The organism is Streptomyces sp. NBC_01689 (genome assembly GCF_036250675.1).
In the GTDB taxonomy this organism is placed as follows: Bacteria; Actinomycetota; Actinomycetes; order Streptomycetales; family Streptomycetaceae; genus Streptomyces.
This window is the reverse complement of the sequence record NZ_CP109592.1, coordinates 1,726,469-1,743,006: the sequence shown is the minus strand read 5'-3', so window position 1 is coordinate 1,743,006 and position 16,538 is coordinate 1,726,469. Positions and strand designations below refer to the sequence as shown.

Below are 16,538 nucleotides of genomic sequence, written 5' to 3'. Positions count from 1 at the left end.
GGGCGGAGCCGTGCGGGGAGGGGTGAGGTCCGCCGGGTGCCCCGAGCGGGCACTCCGCCTGCCTCACGCGTCGCGCGCGCCCCGTACGTCCGCGCGGGAACGCCGCGTCAGGGCGTCTTGTGTCCCCACCGCGGGCCCACCTGCTCCCACGCCCGGGCCCACTCGTCGTAGCGGCGGCGGTCCAGCCGCCAGCGGGCGAGTCGGCCGCCGGCGAACACCAGGCTGCCGAACGCGATCGCGGCGCCGGTGCCGAGGGCTCCCGCCTCGGCGGACGCCGTGCCCGGGTCGGGCGGACGGGTGGTGAGCCGGCCCTTGCGGTCCAGCCAGACCATGACCTTCGAACCGGCCGGATGCCCGGCGTTCACCAGCGTCCGGCCGGTGTGCGTGGCGCCGTCCGGCCCCTTCCAGCGGACCGTCGCGCGGACACCGTCGTAGACCGGACCGTCACCCGTCGGCAGGGTCCGCGCGGTGCTGTCGACCAGGACGGCCGGGACCGGATGCCGTTCGCTCCGCAACCGGGCGAAGGACGCGTCGGCGGTACGGGCCGCCACCAGACCGACGAGGGCGCCTCCCACCAGGATGACCACCCAGACGACCAGCACGATCCAGGCCTCCACGACATCGTCGTGCCGGCGCAGCGGATTGCTCCGCCATCGCCAGCACCACTGCTTCGTACCCCGCGTCCTGTGCATCGCCGCACCTCCTCGTCGTGCCTACGGCCGGTGACGCCCGGGGAGCGAGGGGTGGCGGGGCCTTCCGGACGGATCGCGGGCCGTCCGGCCCTCGTTCGCACGCGGGGGCCGTTCCGTCCCGCCGGCTGAGGCCTCGCGAGGGCCGCCCGGTCAGGGGACGGGGACCGATCGGCCCGTGCGCACCATGGGCGCGAGGGGCCGGTGAAGGGATGTCAGGGTCTCGGCGCCCGGGCGGGAAGGGCCCCACCCGCTTCTCGCGGGTCCTGATTGTGCGGTGCGCGGTCGCCGACCGCTTCTCCGCGTCCTTCCCGGGTCCTTCCCGTCCTCTCCAGGACAGCACGTGCGGCCCGGAACCGCCAGGGCCGATCGGCCCCGGCGAGCCGCTCCGGGACCTCGCGCACCCCTCCTGAGCTGGGAGGGCACCGCCCGGACCGACGACGATTCCCGGTCCGGGAGGGCCGGAGCGTCGGTCGGTCGCGGGGGCGTACCCCCGGGCGGTGCCCCGCGTGATCCCGGTGTCAGCCGTCGTCCTCCACGCCCTCCTCGCGCCGGTGCGCCGCCACGAGCGCCTCCACCATGTCGACGGCGCTGCCCTCGTGGTCGCTGCCCGCGGTTCCGCTGCCCTGCTGGACGTTCGCGGCCCGGTCCACCTCGAGGATCGAGTCGGCGTGCGAGTTGTCGAGCACGGTGATGAAACCGTCGCCCGCGACGGCCGGGGCCGCCGTGCCGCCCAGCAGGGCCACCGTCAGTGCGGCGGCCGCGCGCAGGCGCGGCGGCGGGACGCGCCGCGGTGTCACGCGCCCACGCTCTCGGGCTCCGGCCGCAGCCGGGCGATGTTGCGCTCCAGCAGCTGGGTGGCGGTCGCGACACCGACCCCGGTCGTCGTGTCCAACACCGGGAGCCGGCCGTCCGCCGCCCTGAGGTCGGCGAGTGCGGAGTGCATCGCCTGGTGGGCCGCGAACAGACACGGCGTGCTGTAGATGGCGACGTCCACGCCGAGCTCGGACAGTTCGGTCAGGGAGAGCCGGGGCGACTTGCCGCCCGCGATCTGGTTGAACAGCAGCGGCTTGTCGCCGACGACCTTCCGGATCCGCCGGATCCACTCCACGCTCCGCACCCCGTCGACGAGCACCACGTCCGCGCCGGTCGCCGCGAGCGTCTCGGCCCGGTGCAGGATGTCGTGCTCGTCGGTGGCGTCGGTGCGGGCCACCACGACCATGTCCTGCCGGGTGGCGAGGACCATCTCCAGCTTGGCCAGGTACTCGGACAGCGGCAGCACCTGCTTGCCGTCGGCGTGCCCGCAGCGGCGCGGCCGCTTCTGGTCCTCCAGGATCACCCCCGACGCCCCGATCCGTTCCAGTCCCTCCACGACGTGACAGGCGACCTCGGGGTCCACGTACCCGTCGTCGATGTCGACCAGCAGGTGGTGCCGCGGGAACGCGCCCCGCAGGCGCTGGACGAACGCCACCATGTCGGGCCAGGCGATGAATCCGATGTCCGGCAGCCCGTAGTAGGAGGCCGCGAAGCCGAAGCCGGAGACGAACATCCCGTCGTAGTGCTCGGCCGCGATCGACGCGGAGTACATGTCGTAGACGCCGATCAGCGGAGTGGTCTCCGGTCCGGCGATCTGCTCCCTCAGCTTCTTCCCGTAGGTCAACGTCCTTTTCCTTCCTCGGGGTTCGACAGGACGGGCGGAAGGGGGCGTGGCGACACGACACCCCTTTGCCAAGACAAAAGGATCTCTATATCGATACGGGAAGATCGTCTTGGACGGGCTTTGCTCACCCCAATGGCGCAGGCGGTTCACCGGAGAAACGTCACTCGTCCGTCGTCCGTCGTCCGCCGACCGCCGCCTGACTCGCGTGCGGCCTCCCGCCGGTGCGCGGGACTCGCGCGGCCTCCCGTCCGCGCGCGGGAGTCCCGCGCCGGCTCGTTCATCCACGCGCAAGCGGCGCGTCACCCCTCGCTCACCCGCGGCTGAGACCTTCACGGCATCGATAAAGTTGGCTATACAACTTGAGGAGAGAGTGATGAGTGCGTCACCATCGGTCACGAACCCGTCGGCCGGGAAGACCTCCGCGGAGGAACCCTCCGCGGCCGAACCCTCCGTGGAGGGCATCCCGCTCATGTGGCTGCGGGACAACTGCGCCTGCGCCCGGTGCCGGGACCCGCGCAACGGGCAGAAGCTGTTCCAGATCACCGAGCTGCCCACCCCTCTCGCGCTCGGCGCGGTCCGGCGGACCCCCGACGGCGTCGAGGTCGACTGGGCGCCCGACGGCCACCGGTCGGAGTACTCCACACGCTGGCTCACCGCCAACCGGCCGGGCCCGGGCGCCGACGCCGCCCCCGGGGACCGGCGCGGCGAGACGGGCAAGACCCTGTGGACCGCCGCCGACCTGGACGGCCGGCTGCCCGAGGCGGCCTGGGCGGACTACGTGGGCGACCCGGTCGTCAAGGCCCGCGTGCTGGACTCGGTCCTCGGGCTCGGCTTCGCCCTGCTGCGGGACGTGCCGTGCCGCGCGGGCCAGGTGCTCGACGTGGCGGAGACCTTCGGCTACGTCCGCGAGACCAACTACGGGCGGCTGTTCGACGTGCGGGTCGAACCCGACCCCAACAACCTGGCGTTCACCGGCGCGCGCATCGCCCCGCACACCGACAACCCGTACCGCGACCCGGTGCCCACCCTCCAACTGCTGCACTGCCTCACCAACTCGGCGAGCGGCGGCGACTCGGGTCTGGTGGACGGATTCCAGGCCGCGGCGCTGCTGCGTGCCGAGGACTCGGAGGCGTTCGCGGTGCTGACCCGCACACCGGTGCCGTTCCGCTTCGCCGACGCCCGCACGGTACTGGAGGCCGAGCGGCCGCTGATCGACGTCGACGGCCGCGGCCGGATCCGCGAAGTGCGCTTCAACAACCGCTCGATGGCCACCCTGCGGCTGCCCGCCGACGAACTGGAGGCGTTCTACCGGGCCTACCGGACCTTCGCCGAGATCACCCTGCGCCCCGAACTCCAGCTGGACTTCCGGCTCTCGCCCGGCGACTGCCTGGTCTTCGACAACGTCCGTCTGCTGCACGCCCGTACGGCGTTCGAGGAGACCGGCGCCCGCCATCTGCAGGGCGCCTACGCCGACATCGACGCGCTGGCCGGCACCCTGGCCGTCCTGCGCCGCCAACGGCACGCCGCGGGCGAGGAGTTCCTGGACGAGCTGGCCGGACTCTTCGAGGGCGAGGGCGCGGGCGCCTACCTGGGAGAGCCGGTGACGATGGCCCAGCACATGCTGCAGGCAGCGGCGCGCGCCCAGGAGGCCGGGGCCGCCGACGCCCTGGTGGCGGCCGCGTTGCTGCACGACGTCGGCCACTTCCACGGTCCGGTCACCGGCGAGGACCTCATGGCCGGCACCGACAACCGGCACAGTCACACCGGGGCGGACCGGCTGGCCGACTGGTTCGGCCCCGAGGTCACCGAGCCGATCCGGCTGCACGTGGCGGCGAAGCGGTACCTGTGCGCGGTCGAGCCCGAGTACCTCGGCCTGCTCACCGAGGCCTCCGTGTACACGCTCCAGGTGCAGGGCGGTCCGATGTCCCCGCCCGAGGTGGCCGAGTACGAGGCGAACCCCTACGCGGCGGACGGCGTCGCGGTGCGTCGCTGGGACGACCAGGGCAAGGACCCCGAGGCGTCCGCCCCGGACTTCGCGCACTTCCGGCCGCTGCTCGCGGCCCTGCTGCGGACCGCCTGACCCCCTGTCCGTCCGTCAGGGAGGACTCCGGGCGGCCGCCCGGCGGGGAGTTCGAGGCCGCCCGGCAGGGGAACACCGGCCGGGTGGGCCGTCAGGTGTCCCCGGCCGGACGGCGGGCGAGCGAGCCGGACGCGGCCGAGCTGTGCACGGTGAAGGCCACGGTGTCCGGCAGGTACCGGTCGTCGGACCACTCGATGGGGGTGCCCGCCGGATCCGTGCTGCACCGCCGCTCCCGCAGCAGCGGGTCACCGGGCCGGCACCCGAGCAGCCGTGCGTCCTCCGCGTCGGCCGGGCACAGGTCGATGGTGTGCTGGGCGTCCGCGAACAGCACACCCTGTTCCTCCAGGGCCACCGTGTACGACACGGTGTCCGGCGGCAGCTCGGCGACCAGCTCGCCGACGGCCGGCGGGAAGACGGTGCGCTCCACCATCGCGGGCCGGCCCGACAGCGTACGGAGCCGCCGTAGGTGGTGGACCTCGGTTCCCTCGGACAGGCGCAGTTGTGCGCACTCGGTCGCGTCGGCCGGCCGGGTCTCCACGGCGATCAGCAGCCCGCCCGGCTCCTCGCCCGCCGAGCGCGCCCACCGGGTGAAACTGAGCAGTTCGCCGAAGCTCTGGGGCCGCGGGGTCCCGATCACCACCCGTCGGGTACCGCGCCGCGAGGCGACCAGGCCCTCGGTCCGCAGCAGGGCCATGGCCTGGCGGATCGTGCCCCGGGACACGCCGTACCGTTCGGCGAGTTCGCCCTCGGCGGGCAGCCGTCCGCCGGAGCCGTAGCCGCCCTCGCCGATCTCCCTGCCCAGGTCCGCCGCCACCTTCCGGTACAGCGCCTGTTCCTTGCCGCCCGGTGCCGTGAGTCTCCCGGCCCCGGCCGCGCCGTCCGTCACCGTGTCTCTCCGTCCTGCCCTGCCGCCGCCCGGTCCGACCGGGCGGCGGGTGTGCTCCGACCAGGGAGCCTAGCCGGGGCCGGGCCCGCGCACGGCCGACCCCGGCCGGCGTCGGTTGTCCCGAGGCCTGGGCCGAACGCGGGGCGACGGGGTCAGACGAGGCCCGTGACCGTGACGCTGATCCGCGCCGGTGCCGACTCCCGCGGGAGGGCCGAGGCCAGACAGGCCTCGACGGCGGTACGCGTCGCCCGGGCCACGTCGAGCGCCCGGGAGTCGCGCCGGGCGACGATCCGCACCTCGACGTTCCAGGGATCCGCCAGTTCGTGGCCCCCGGTGATCCGCACTCCGGTGGGACGCGTCCCCGCGGGCCGTCCCACCGGGGTGACGACGCTCCGGAGCGACTGGGCCACCCCCGGCCTCAGGAAGGCCACCCCGGCGACCTTCCGTACGGCCTTCGCGACCTCTTCGGTGAGCACGGTGGGACCCGGGTGCGCGGCGTGCTGCGTCATCGGGCAGGGCCTTCCTCTGCGTCGGCGGGTACGTCGGTCAGGTCGGTGACGCGGATGTCGATGCGGGCCGTGTCGAGCCCGAGCCGTCCGTACGCGGCCTCCCGCACCCGGCGGCGGACCTCCTCGGCCACATCCGGCAGCCCGGCACCGGCCGGCGCGTGGATGTCGACCCGTACGTCGACCCGGCCCGGCGGCCCCGGCCGTTCAGCGTCGTGCGCCTGACGGGGACTGTCGGGTCGTCCCGTGCCCGGCGGCCGTCCCGCCGGGTCCGTCCCCCGTGCGCCGGGAGCGACCGGGCTCCCGGGCGGTACGGGAGTGATCCGGCAGGAGCCTGCCCGTACCCCCGAGACCGTCTCGGCGGCCGCGCGGAGCGTCCGGGCCGCGACCGCCTCCATGATCCACAGATCCTCGGCGGGTCCGCCGAGCGGAAGCGGGAGCCCGGGGCGCAGTTCGAGGCGGACGACGTCCATGACCCGGCGCGCCAGCGGAGCGGCGTCGTAGGGCTCCGCGACGGGCGACTCGTCACGCAGCCGCCGCACCGCCGACTCCAGATCCTCCAGCTCCCGCACGGCGGGCCGGCAGTACGGGCACTCCCGCAGATGCGGATCGTCGGCTCCCGCGTTCTCCCAGGCCTCCCAGACCTGGGACAGGAACCGGCCGCAGGGCAGCAGCTCGTCGTCCGGGTCCGGGGGCCTCGGGAGGTCGGGCGGATCGGTGTGGGTGGTCATCGCCAGGCCCCCATTTCGTGGGTGAGACGGCGTCGGGCGCGGAAGACACGGGCACGGACGGCCTCCGGGCTGATGCCGACGGCCTCCGCGATGAACTCGTAGGACCGGCCGTCCCATTCCCTCAGCACCCAGCAGGCGCGCTGTTCGGCCGAGAGCGTGGACAGGGCCGCGCGCAGATCCCGTACCGCCGCGCGCGCCTCGGTGATCCTGGCGGGCGAGACGGCGTGCTCGGGCGCGGGCAGCTCACCGACCGTGTCCAGGGGCGCGAGCGGTCTGCGGGCCCGCAGGACGTTCAGGCAACGGTTGGTGACGATCCGGTAGATCCAGGTGCCGAATGCGGACCTCCCGTGGAACTCGGGCAGCTTGCGCCACGCACTGATGAACGCCTCCTGCACCGCGTCCTCGGCCTCCGGCCGGCTGCCCAGCAGCCCGGTCGCGACCCGGACCAGCGCCGGGGCGTGCCGGACCACGAGCGCGGCGAACGCCTCCTCGTCCCCTTCGGCCGCCCGCACGGCGAGCAGATCGTCGCCGGCACCAGGCCCGTCCTCGGCATCGCGCCGGTCCTCGGGTTCGTGCCCGTTGTCGGCACCGGGCACGGACGTGCCACCGGGCCCGGCACCGATGCCGCGCCCGACGTCGTGGTCGGACCGGTCGGCGGCGGCGTGCTCGTCCGGTGCCGCCGCCGGCACGGTCGGTCTGCGAGGCCCGGGCACTCGACGGCCCCCCTTCCTTCGGTTCCGCCTGTTGGACACCGGCGGGCGTGACTTGTTACGCGGGAAGAGCGCCGGCGGATGCGGTGATCGCTTCCCGGGTTTTGCGGGCACACGGAAAGACGGGTTCCGCGGGCACACGGAAAGAACGGAAGGAACCGGAGCGGGCACACGGACGGAACCGGGGAACGGCCGCACGGCACACCACGGAAAAAGATCGCGAATCCGCGTCACGGATCCCGCGGGGTGGGGTCTGACGAAGCGAGAGCACGACACGAGGCCCCCGGAACGGGGCCCGAGGAGAGGACATCCCATGACCACGCACCCCGCCCCCACGGCCGGGACGACCGCCCCCGGCTCCACGACCGGCCCGGCGCCCGCGGCCGTCACCGGCCTGTCGGGTACGAAGCCGCCGCAGGGCACGACCGCGCTGCAGGGCGGTGCCCCGGGCGCCGACGAGCCCGCCGCCACCCGGGGGCGCACCTCGATCGCCGACGTGGTCGTGGTCAAGATCGCGGGCACGGCCGCGCGGGAGATCCCCGGTGTGTACGCCATGGGCGGCGGACTGTCGCGCACCATCGGCGCGGTCCGCGACCGGGTGCCCGGCGGGCGTCCGAACGTGGGCCGCGGCGTCAAGGTCGAGGTCGGGGAACGGCAGACCGCGATCGACCTGGACCTGGTCGTCGAGTACGGGGTGCCCATCACCGACGTGGCCCGCGACGTGCGCGAGAACGTCATCTCGGCGGTGGAACGTGTCACCGGCCTGGAGGTGGTCGAGGTCAACGTGACCGTCAACGACGTCCACCTGCTCGACGACGAGACCGACGACGTGCCCGCCGGCTCCCGGGTGGAGTGAACGGCCGTACGGCCCCGGAGCGCACGTACCGGTGGATGACCGGGTGAGAGGTGGAGAAGGATGAGTACAGCGTTCGTCGGAATGATCGCGGGCATGGCGCTGGCGTTCGCCGGCTACTTCGGCGGGTTCGGTGCGTTCCTGCTGGTGGCCGCGCTGGGCGCGATCGGCTACGCCGTGGGCCTCTGGATCGAGGGCGGCGGCCGGGCACAGGATCTCCGGGACCTGTACGGGCGGGGCCGTCGATGAGCGTCCCCGCCGCCCGACCGGGTACCACCACCGTCTCCGACAAGGCCGTCCGCAGGATCGCGGAGCGGGCCGCGAGCGAGGCCCTGCCCGGCCGCCCGGTGACCGCCTCCCGTGTGTCGGCCGCGGTCCACGGACGGCGGGCGGACGTGGCACTCGGCGTGTCCCTGCCCTATCCGCTGCCCGTGGCCGAGACCGCGCGCGAGGTCCGGCGGCACGTGTCCGAGCGCACGCGGGAGCTGACCGGACTCGACGTGTCCCTCCGGCGGATCAGCGTCGACACCCTGACGGTTCCGTCCGGGACGACCGCTCCGGACGGCATGCCGCCGCTTCCCACGCCGTCCGTTTCCGCGCCGTTCTCGCCCGCGTTGTCCGCTTCCACGCCGTCCGTTTCCGCGTCGTCCGTTTCCGCGCCGCGCTCCGAGGGCGGCGACCGCCGGGCCCCGCGCCGCCGATGGTCGCGGCGCCGCGTCCCGATGACCGCCGTCATGCTCATGGGCGCGGTGTCCTTCGGCGCGGTGGCCCTCGACATGATCCGGGTCCGGGTCGCGCACCGTCCGGCCGCGGCCTGGCGCACCGGAACGCTGAACTGGCTGACCGGACACGGCCCAGGCGACACCCAGGTCGTCCTCGCCGGGGGCGGCCTTGCCCTGCTCGGCCTGTGGCTCACCGTCCTCGCCGTCACCCCCGGACGGCGCCGGCTGCTCACCCTCTCCGCGCCCGGCACGTCTCTGGACGCGGCGGCGGACCGCTCGGCCGTCGCCGCGTCGGTCCGTGACGCCGTCGCCGACGTCCCGGGCATCGGTCCCGTGGCGGTGCGGGTACGACGCTGCCGTGTCGTCGTACGGGCGGGCCTCGTGTTCGGCGACCGGGGCACCGCGCACGACGAGGTCGCCGCCGCGACCCGCCGGGTTCTCGGCGGCTGGCGGCCGCGGCTCGCCCCACGGGTGAGGATCATGGTGCGCACGGAACCGCTGTGGCGGCCGCCGCGGCCCGAGGCCGAAGGACCGCCGACCGCCCCGGTGACACCGGCGCACACACCCGGAGAAGAGGACGAAGGCTGATGCGACAGCCCCGCGCGGCGGTCAACCGGATCGTGCCGGCCGTCGTCGGTGCGAGCGCCCTGCTCGCCGGCACCCTGCTCGTCGCGACCGGCGGACCGGTCGCCGCCCACCTGCCCGCCTGGTGGCCCACCGTACGACCCGACGGCGCGCTGCTCGATCCGGCCACCCTGTCCGGCCTGCGCGAACGGGGCGTCGGCGTCCTGGCCGGCTCGGTCCTCGCGAGTGGTCTGTGCGCGCTCTGGTGCGTCGGCCGGTTCCGGGCCGGCGTCCGCACCCGACTGCCACTGCCGGTGCCGGACGGCGCCCTGCGCATCCGGGCCCTCGTGGACGTCCTGAACAGCCGCGTGGAGGCGGTCACCGGCATCGCAGGCTCCCATGTCCGGGTGCGGTCGGCCCGTCGCCGACGCCTCGACGTCCTGCTGCGCGTCCGGCTGGACGCGGACACCACCCCCGCCGCCGTACTGCCCGCCGTCGACGCCCTGGTGGCGGAGGCGCAGGCGGCCATGACCCCCTACCGTCTCGTCACCAGGGTGCGCTTCAGCGCCCGCGCGCACCGGAGCCCCCATGTCCGTTGACCCCCGTACGGACGGCCTCGCCGACGCCCGGCCCCTGCGCGCGACCCGCCCGGCCGCGCTCCGGCCGCCCGCCGCCTGGTGGCCCGCGCTGCGCCGCACACCGGTGTCGATGTGGAACGACGACGTCTCCGACTGGGCGGCGGCGCTGACCTACTACGCGATCCTGACCGTGCTGCCCGCCCTGCTGGTCATGGTCATCGCGTTCGGTCTGATCAGCCCGGACACCGCGGAACAGTTCACCGAGCACGTCACCTCCCACGCGCCCGCGCAGTCGGGGGCCGAACTGCACAGGGTGCTCGCCGGGACGCTGCGCGAACGCTCGGCCGCCTGGACCCTGCTCGTCACGGGGTCCGCGAGCGCGCTGTGGTCGGCCATCAGCTACCTCGCCGTGTTCCGCCGCGCCCTGCACCGCATGCACCGGGTCAAGGACTCGCGGTCCGCCTGGCGCACGGCGCACCGCATCGTGCTGACGGCCCTGACGCTGCTCGGCCTGCTGGTGGTCAGTGCCCTCCTGCTGCTGCTGACCGGACCCGTCGCCGAGGGGCTGGGGCACGCCCTCGGACTCGACGCCACCGCGGCCCTGGCATGGAACCTGCTGCGCTGGCCGATGCTGCTGTGTCTCGTGGTCCTTCTGGTGGTCGTGGTCTTCCACGCCGGCCCCCCTCCCGCCCGCCGCCGCGCTCTCAGCCTGCCCGGCGGCGTCCTGGCCGCCGCCCTGTGGCTCACGGTCTCCGCGGGTTTCGCCCTGTACGCCTCGGCGCTGAGCAACTACAGCAGGCTGTACGGCTCGCTGGCCGGGGCCGTCGTCTTCCTCGTCTGGCTGTGGCTGTCCAATCTCGCCCTGCTCGCCGGAGCGCAGTTCACCGCCGAACTCGCCAAGGCCGCACCGGTAAGGAACCGCTGACCCTATGTGACTTTCGTGTGTAGATATCGTTGTATCCCCGTGACTATCCGACAGGACTCCGCTCCGCAGCAGTTGGTTCTCGCCGCTCTCCTCGGCGCCTACTGGCTGGACTCGCCACCGCATTACCACGGCCGGCCCACGCCCCGAGCCGACGGCCCGCGATCCGCCCCCCGGCCGGAGACGACCGCGCCGCCGCGACAGGAACGCGACGGCCCGTCCGGGGGAGGCCCCGGCCGACAGCCGGGCCGGAGGGTCGTTTCCCCGGACTCCGGGGCGGCCCGGGTCAGAGACCGAGGGTGAACCAGGTCGTCTTGCCCTCGTCGGTGGGCCGCACGCCCCAGTCGTCGGCGAGGGCGCGGACCAGGAGCAGACCGCGGCCCGACTCCGCGTCCTCGGCCGCCGGCCGTGGCTGGGGCAGCTGCGGGCTGCGGTCGGCGACCTCCACGGTGAGTTCGGTCGTGGTCCGGCTCACGTGCAGGCGGAGGGGGCCCTGGGCGTGCTGCACCGCGTTGGTCAGCACCTCGGAGAGCAGCAGCCGCGCGTCGTCCGCGGGGCCGGGGCAGTCCCAGGCGGTGAGGGCCTTGACCAGGAAGGCGCGTCCCTCGGGCACGGACTCCGGGACGGCGGGCAGGCCGGTGGTGACCGAGGCCAGCGGGGCGGCGGGCAGCCGAGCCAGCAGCAGGGTGACGTCGTCGTTGTGGCTCTCCGGGTCGGGCAGGAGGGCGGCCAGGACATGGTCGGCCGCCGCCTCCAGGTCCGGGCCGGTCGTGAACAACCGGCTCAACGTACCGGTGAGCTTGGCGAGCTGGTCCTCGATGTCACTGCCGGGGGTCTCGATCAGCCCGTCGGTGTAGAGCACGAGCGTGGCGCCGGGCGGGATGACCACGCTGGACTGCTGGTACAGGACGCCGCCGACGCCGAGCGGCGCGTTCACCGGGACCGGGAGCGGGCGGGCGCCGTCGCCGGGGGTGGCGACGAGGGTGGGCAGGTGTCCGGCCGAGCAGATCGTCACCTCGCCCGCGTCCGAGGCGATCACCAGATAGCAGCAGGTGACCAGTTGGTCCGGCACGCCGAGGTCGGCGACACAGGCGTCGAGGGCCTGCATGAGCTGACGCGGCTGCATGCCGGTCTTGGCCAGGGCGTGGGCGGCGGAGCGCAGCTGGCCCATGACGGCCGCCGCCTCCAGACCGCGCCCCATCACGTCGCCGATCAGGACTCCGACCCGGCCGGCCCCCAGGGGGATGAGGTCGAACCAGTCGCCGCCCACGCCCGCCCCCTGGGTGGCGGGCCGGTACCGGCTGGCCGTGGCGAGACCGGGAATCGCCGGTGGCGTGCCCATCAGGCTGCGCTGCAGGGTCAGCGCGATGTGCCGCTGCTGTTCGTAGAGGGCGGTCAGCTCGGCCTCGGCACGCTTGCGGTCGGCGATGTCCCGCACGATCGCGCACGCGCCGACGACCGTGCCGTCCGCCGTCCGGGTCGGCCACAGCGTGATGTCGACGTCGATCAGCTGACCGGAGCGGGTGAGCCGCAGCGTCTCGAAGTGCTCCACCCTCTCCCCGGTGCCCAGCCGTTCGAGGAGGGCGTCGATCTCGTCCTGGTGCTCGGACGGAGCGAGCATGGAGACATGGCGGCCCATCACCTCCGACGGGACGTAGCCGTACAGCCGTTGCGCCGCCGCGTTCCAGTAGGTGATCTCGCCGTCGAGGGTCTTGGCCAGGATCGCGTCCTGGGACGACTCCACGAGCCCGGCCAGCTCGTTGATCCGCTCCTCGGCGGCTTTGCGGTCGCTGACGTCGCGGACGGCGGCGGAGAGGAGGAGGCCGTCGGTGGTTTCGAGGGGGGAGAGGCTGATTTCTACGGGGAATTCGGTGCCGTTTTTGCGGAGGCCGTTGAGTTCGAGTCCGGCGCCCATGGGGCGTACTTGGCGGTTGTTGGCGTAGTTGTCGCGGTGTTGGGTGTGGTGGGTGCGGAAGCGGCCGGGGACGAGGATTTCGACGGGGTGGCCGAGGAGTTCTTCGCGTCGGTAGCCGAAGAGGGATTCGGTTTGTGCGTTGACGAGTCTGATGGTGCCGGTGTCGTCGACGATGACCATGGCGTCGGGTGCGGCTTCGAGGAGTGCGCGGAAGCGTTCTTCGGCGGCTTTGCGGTCGCTGACGTCGCGGACGGCGGCGGAGAGGAGGAGGCCGTCGGTGGTTTCGAGGGGGGAGAGGCTGATTTCTACGGGGAATTCGGTGCCGTTTTTGCGGAGGCCGTTGAGTTCGAGTCCGGCGCCCATGGGGCGTACTTGGCGGTTGTTGGCGTAGTTGTCGCGGTGTTGGGTGTGGTGGGTGCGGAAGCGGCCGGGGACGAGGATTTCGACGGGGTGGCCGAGGAGTTCTTCGCGTCGGTAGCCGAAGAGGGATTCGGTTTGTGCGTTGACGAGTCTGATGGTGCCGGTGTCGTCGACGATGACCATGGCGTCGGGTGCGGCTTCGAGGAGTGCGCGGAAGCGTTCTTCGGCGGCTTTGCGGTCGCTGACGTCGCGGACGGCGGCGGAGAGGAGGAGGCCGTCGGTGGTTTCGAGGGGGGAGAGGCTGATTTCTACGGGGAATTCGGTGCCGTTTTTGCGGAGGCCGTTGAGTTCGAGTCCGGCGCCCATGGGGCGTACTTGGCGGTTGTTGGCGTAGTTGTCGCGGTGTTGGGTGTGGTGGGTGCGGAAGCGGCCGGGGACGAGGATTTCGACGGGGTGGCCGAGGAGTTCTTCGCGTCGGTAGCCGAAGAGGGATTCGGTTTGTGCGTTGACGAGTCTGATGGTGCCGGTGTCGTCGACGATGACCATGGCGTCGGGTGCGGCCTCGAGGAGCGCGCGAAAGCGTTCCTCCGCAGTTCTGGGTGCCGCCGCGCCGAGCCGGCTCCCGCACCGGCACGACTGCTGGAGGGCGTTACCCGCGGGTCGAGTTGAATGCGATCCGACGAAGTCGCCCATGTCCGCCCCAGGTGTCCTGTTCGCTCTGAATCGGGCCATCCCAGCGGAATGGGGCGGAGCCCGCCCCGCCATGTCGCTTACTGGCTTCACAACGGCCGAATCTGTCCGCGGGCGTGACGTCCGCTGACCGTCCGCGGGCGAAGTCGTCCCGCGGTCCGCGGGGCGGCCACCCGGCCGGCGACGCCCGCCCCACCGCCGTCCTCCCCGCCCCCCGGCCGGTGTCCCGCCCGTGTGCTCCGGTGGTGCGGGGTCCCCCGACCGCTCCATGACGCCGGGGCCCTCACGTTCTGGACGGGTGTTCGGGGCTTCCCTCGGTTGGCCGCGTGGGCGCCGTGGCGGCTGTTACTCACTTTCGGGTGAAGGGAGGGGTGAGGCGCGAGTGCCGTTCCGGTCGATTCCCCGCAGAGCAAGGGTAATTGGCTCTTATACGGGCATATCGGGTGATAGATGTAGATTACAGTCGAGAGTCATGGTCGTGTTGTCGGTCGGTAATGCCGTGCGGGTGGTGGGCTCCGACGGCGTGGTGGAGGGCGAGAGTGTACTTCTCGGCCAGCGGGCCGGGGTTCGAATCCGCGGATCCTCACGAGTGGTCCGCCCGTTCCCTCTAGGGGGCGTTCGTGTCTGTTTCGCAGTCTGTGATGGTTCGTCGTGCTGCTGCGGTCGCGGTGGCTGCCGGTGTGGTGGTGGGTGTGGCGGCGCTGCCGGCGTCCGCGGACCAGGGGCGGCTCCCGTTCCGTGCGCAGGTGCAGATCAGTGATGTCCAGTACGACTCTCCGGGCTGGGACTCGGGGAGCAACTGGTCGCTGAACAAGGAGTGGGTGGACGTGACGAACACGGGCCGCTACGGCGTGAACCTGAACGGGTGGACGCTGGAGGGCCGTGACGGTCGCGCGTACGAGTTCCACCTGCGTCTGGGCGGCCGTGAAACGGTGCGGGTCCACACGGGTGTGGGGCGTGACACCGTCCGCGACGTCTACCAGGACCGCCGTACCTACGCGTGGGACAACCGCTCCGACACCGCGACGCTGCGCAACGACAGGGACCGTGTCATCGACGTCGTGAGCTGGGGCCGCGGGCTCGGGCGCGGTCACGTCCTTCCCGGTCGCCACTTCGGCCGTGGGCACATCCTGCCCGGTCGCCACCACAACCGCGGCCCGGTGCTTCCCGGCCGTCACCACGGCCGTGGCCACGTGCTGCCGATCGGCCCCATCGGTCGTGGTCCGGTTCTCCCGGGCCGTCACAACGGCCGCGTCAACGAGCTGCCGGTCGGTCGCGGCACCGGACTGCCGGTCGGTCACGTCGGCCGGACCAACGAGCTGCCGGTCGGTCACGTCGGCCGGACCAACGAGCTGCCGGTCGGTCACGTCGGCCGGACCAACGAGCTGCCGGTCGGTCACGTCGGCCGGACCAACGAGCTGCCCGTCGGTCACGTCGGTCGCGGCAACGAGCTGCCGGTCGGTCAGCTCGGTCGCGGCCAGATGCTTCCCGGCAGCCACCAGGGCACCTTCGGCCGCGGCTCGGACCGTCACTGACATCACCGCCGGACGGGCGCGGTAGCGAATCCGTCCGGCAGCTTCCCTGAGGGCGTGCCACCGACCGACGGTCGGTGGCACGCCCCTTCTGTGTGCCGTCGCCAGCGAAAAAATGCATGAAAAGCCGCAAAAGCGACTTGTTGATTCATGTCGACTCTTGAGGCGACGGAGGCCGGATTCGCCCCTGTCGGACGGCCCGAGGCATACTTCATCGACGACTGGAGCGGGTCCGCTCCTGCGCCCCCGGGGTTCAACGCCGCACCGCGAGGGGGCGATCGATTCCCACGGTCAATGTCACCGTTTCGTCGCAGCCCGGTCCGCCGCGCAACGTAAGCGCGCCGACGCGTGTCTAGCAGACGGAAACCGCAGGAATCACCACGAAGACATGCAGAGGGAAGGGCCCGCCATGGGTGACGTACGCAGACGGGGAGCCGTCGCGCTGGGGATCACCGGACTTGTCGCACCGCTGGCGCTCGCGATGGGCACGGCGCCCGCGCAGGCCGCGAGCTGTACGACACAGACCGGGCCGTATCAGAAGCAGGTGGAGAAGTTCCTCGGCCGTCCGGTCGACGGCAGGCAGTCCACCGCCGACTGCAAGGCGATCCAGGCCTTCCAGACCAAGCACGGCATCACCCCGAACGCGGGGTACGCGGGATCCGTCACCTGGGGCGTGATGGACCTCATGAACAAGCAGAAGGCCGTCGGCACCAAGCCCAACAAGGACGGCAAGTGCCCCGTCAACAAGGGCCGCATAGCCTGCGTCAACCTCACGCTCCAGCTCAGCTGGATCCAGGACGGCAGCAGGCTCGTCTACGGTCCGGTGCCGGTCCGTACCGGTCGCGACGGGTACGAGACCCGCACCGGTCTGAAGAAGATCTACTGGCGTGACATCGACCACGTGTCGAGCATCTACAACGTGTCGATGCCGTACAGCCAGTTCTTCGACGGCGGCCAGGCCTTCCACTCGGTCGGTCTGTCCATGTGGAACCCGCCCGGCTCGCACGGCTGCGTCAACATGACCCCGGCGACCGCGAAGAAGTACTGGTCGCTCCTGAAGAACGGCGACGACGTCTACGTGTACGGCCGCAAGCCGGGCACCTGACCGGGACGGCCGGCACACCCCCGAGCCGGGCACCG

General features: G+C 72.7%; 16 protein-coding genes. 8 read left to right on the top strand and 8 right to left on the bottom strand.

Features of this window, described 5'->3' with window-relative positions:
- Positions 1-107: 107 nt before the first annotated feature.
- The 3 genes from OG776_RS07465 to OG776_RS07455 form a co-directional block, all read right to left on the bottom strand.
- A complete protein-coding gene (locus OG776_RS07465) occupies positions 108-692 on the bottom strand; it encodes an Rv1733c family protein (protein WP_148009522.1) in 585 nt (194 codons plus the stop codon).
- Between the two features lie 518 nt (positions 693-1,210).
- On the bottom strand, positions 1,211-1,489 hold the full coding sequence (locus OG776_RS07460; RefSeq protein ID WP_187285636.1) for a hypothetical protein: 279 nt from the start codon (positions 1,487-1,489) through the stop codon (positions 1,211-1,213).
- Positions 1,486-2,349 carry an isocitrate lyase/PEP mutase family protein gene (locus OG776_RS07455; RefSeq protein WP_329319676.1) on the bottom strand — a complete coding sequence of 288 codons (864 nt, stop codon included), beginning with the start codon at positions 2,347-2,349 and terminating at the stop codon, positions 1,486-1,488. Before OG776_RS07455 ends, OG776_RS07460 begins: the two co-directional genes overlap by 4 nt.
- A 373-nt stretch (positions 2,350-2,722) precedes the next feature.
- Between OG776_RS07455 and tmpA the strand changes: the two genes are divergently transcribed.
- Positions 2,723-4,429, top strand: coding sequence for a 2-trimethylaminoethylphosphonate dioxygenase (gene tmpA, locus OG776_RS07450; protein ID WP_329319674.1), 1,707 nt, complete (start codon positions 2,723-2,725; stop codon positions 4,427-4,429).
- Between the two features lie 91 nt (positions 4,430-4,520).
- Here the strand turns inward: tmpA and OG776_RS07445 are convergent, their stop codons facing one another.
- From OG776_RS07445 to OG776_RS07430, 4 genes are all read right to left on the bottom strand, one after another.
- Positions 4,521-5,315, bottom strand: coding sequence for a GntR family transcriptional regulator (locus OG776_RS07445; RefSeq protein WP_329319672.1), 795 nt, complete (start codon positions 5,313-5,315; stop codon positions 4,521-4,523).
- A 152-nt stretch (positions 5,316-5,467) separates the two neighbouring features.
- On the bottom strand, positions 5,468-5,824 hold the full coding sequence (locus tag OG776_RS07440; protein ID WP_148009518.1) for a hypothetical protein: 357 nt from the start codon (positions 5,822-5,824) through the stop codon (positions 5,468-5,470).
- Positions 5,821-6,552: an Asp23/Gls24 family envelope stress response protein gene (locus tag OG776_RS07435; RefSeq protein WP_148009517.1), complete on the bottom strand. Its 732-nt coding sequence runs from the start codon at positions 6,550-6,552 to the stop codon at positions 5,821-5,823. The genes OG776_RS07440 and OG776_RS07435 overlap by 4 nt, the downstream gene beginning before the upstream one ends.
- Positions 6,549-7,148 (bottom strand): RNA polymerase sigma factor, encoded by a 600-nt coding sequence (locus tag OG776_RS07430; RefSeq protein WP_443077355.1) that lies wholly within the window; start codon positions 7,146-7,148, stop codon positions 6,549-6,551. Before OG776_RS07430 ends, OG776_RS07435 begins: the two co-directional genes overlap by 4 nt.
- 427 nt (positions 7,149-7,575) lie before the next feature.
- On the opposite strand from OG776_RS07430, the gene OG776_RS07425 reads away from it, so the two are divergent.
- The 5 genes from OG776_RS07425 to OG776_RS07405 are packed head-to-tail and all read left to right on the top strand — an operon-like array spanning position 7,576 to position 10,904.
- Positions 7,576-8,118 (top strand): Asp23/Gls24 family envelope stress response protein, encoded by a 543-nt coding sequence (locus tag OG776_RS07425; RefSeq protein WP_329319669.1) that lies wholly within the window; start codon positions 7,576-7,578, stop codon positions 8,116-8,118.
- A 60-nt stretch (positions 8,119-8,178) separates the two neighbouring features.
- Complete coding sequence (locus OG776_RS07420; RefSeq protein ID WP_148007333.1) at positions 8,179-8,364, top strand: hypothetical protein; 186 nt, start codon at positions 8,179-8,181, stop codon at positions 8,362-8,364.
- Positions 8,361-9,425, top strand: a complete 1,065-nt coding sequence (locus tag OG776_RS07415) for a DUF6286 domain-containing Asp23/Gls24 family envelope stress response protein (RefSeq protein WP_329319666.1) — start codon at positions 8,361-8,363, stop codon at positions 9,423-9,425. The genes OG776_RS07420 and OG776_RS07415 overlap by 4 nt, the downstream gene beginning before the upstream one ends.
- Positions 9,425-10,000 carry a hypothetical protein gene (locus tag OG776_RS07410; RefSeq protein WP_329319664.1) on the top strand — a complete coding sequence of 192 codons (576 nt, stop codon included), beginning with the start codon at positions 9,425-9,427 and terminating at the stop codon, positions 9,998-10,000. The genes OG776_RS07415 and OG776_RS07410 overlap by 1 nt, the downstream gene beginning before the upstream one ends.
- Complete coding sequence (locus OG776_RS07405) at positions 9,990-10,904, top strand: YihY/virulence factor BrkB family protein (protein WP_148007336.1); 915 nt, start codon at positions 9,990-9,992, stop codon at positions 10,902-10,904. Before OG776_RS07410 ends, OG776_RS07405 begins: the two co-directional genes overlap by 11 nt.
- A 283-nt stretch (positions 10,905-11,187) precedes the next feature.
- On the opposite strand, the gene OG776_RS07400 is transcribed toward OG776_RS07405, so the two are convergent.
- Positions 11,188-13,869, bottom strand: coding sequence for a PAS domain S-box protein (locus tag OG776_RS07400; RefSeq protein ID WP_443077226.1), 2,682 nt, complete (start codon positions 13,867-13,869; stop codon positions 11,188-11,190).
- A 743-nt stretch (positions 13,870-14,612) separates the two neighbouring features.
- Here OG776_RS07400 and OG776_RS07395 point away from each other — a divergent pair.
- Positions 14,613-15,401 (top strand): lamin tail domain-containing protein, encoded by a 789-nt coding sequence (locus OG776_RS07395; protein WP_329326384.1) that lies wholly within the window; start codon positions 14,613-14,615, stop codon positions 15,399-15,401.
- A 406-nt stretch (positions 15,402-15,807) separates the two neighbouring features.
- Positions 15,808-16,503, top strand: coding sequence for a L,D-transpeptidase family protein (locus tag OG776_RS07390; protein WP_148011334.1), 696 nt, complete (start codon positions 15,808-15,810; stop codon positions 16,501-16,503).
- Positions 16,504-16,538: the final 35 nt, after the last annotated feature.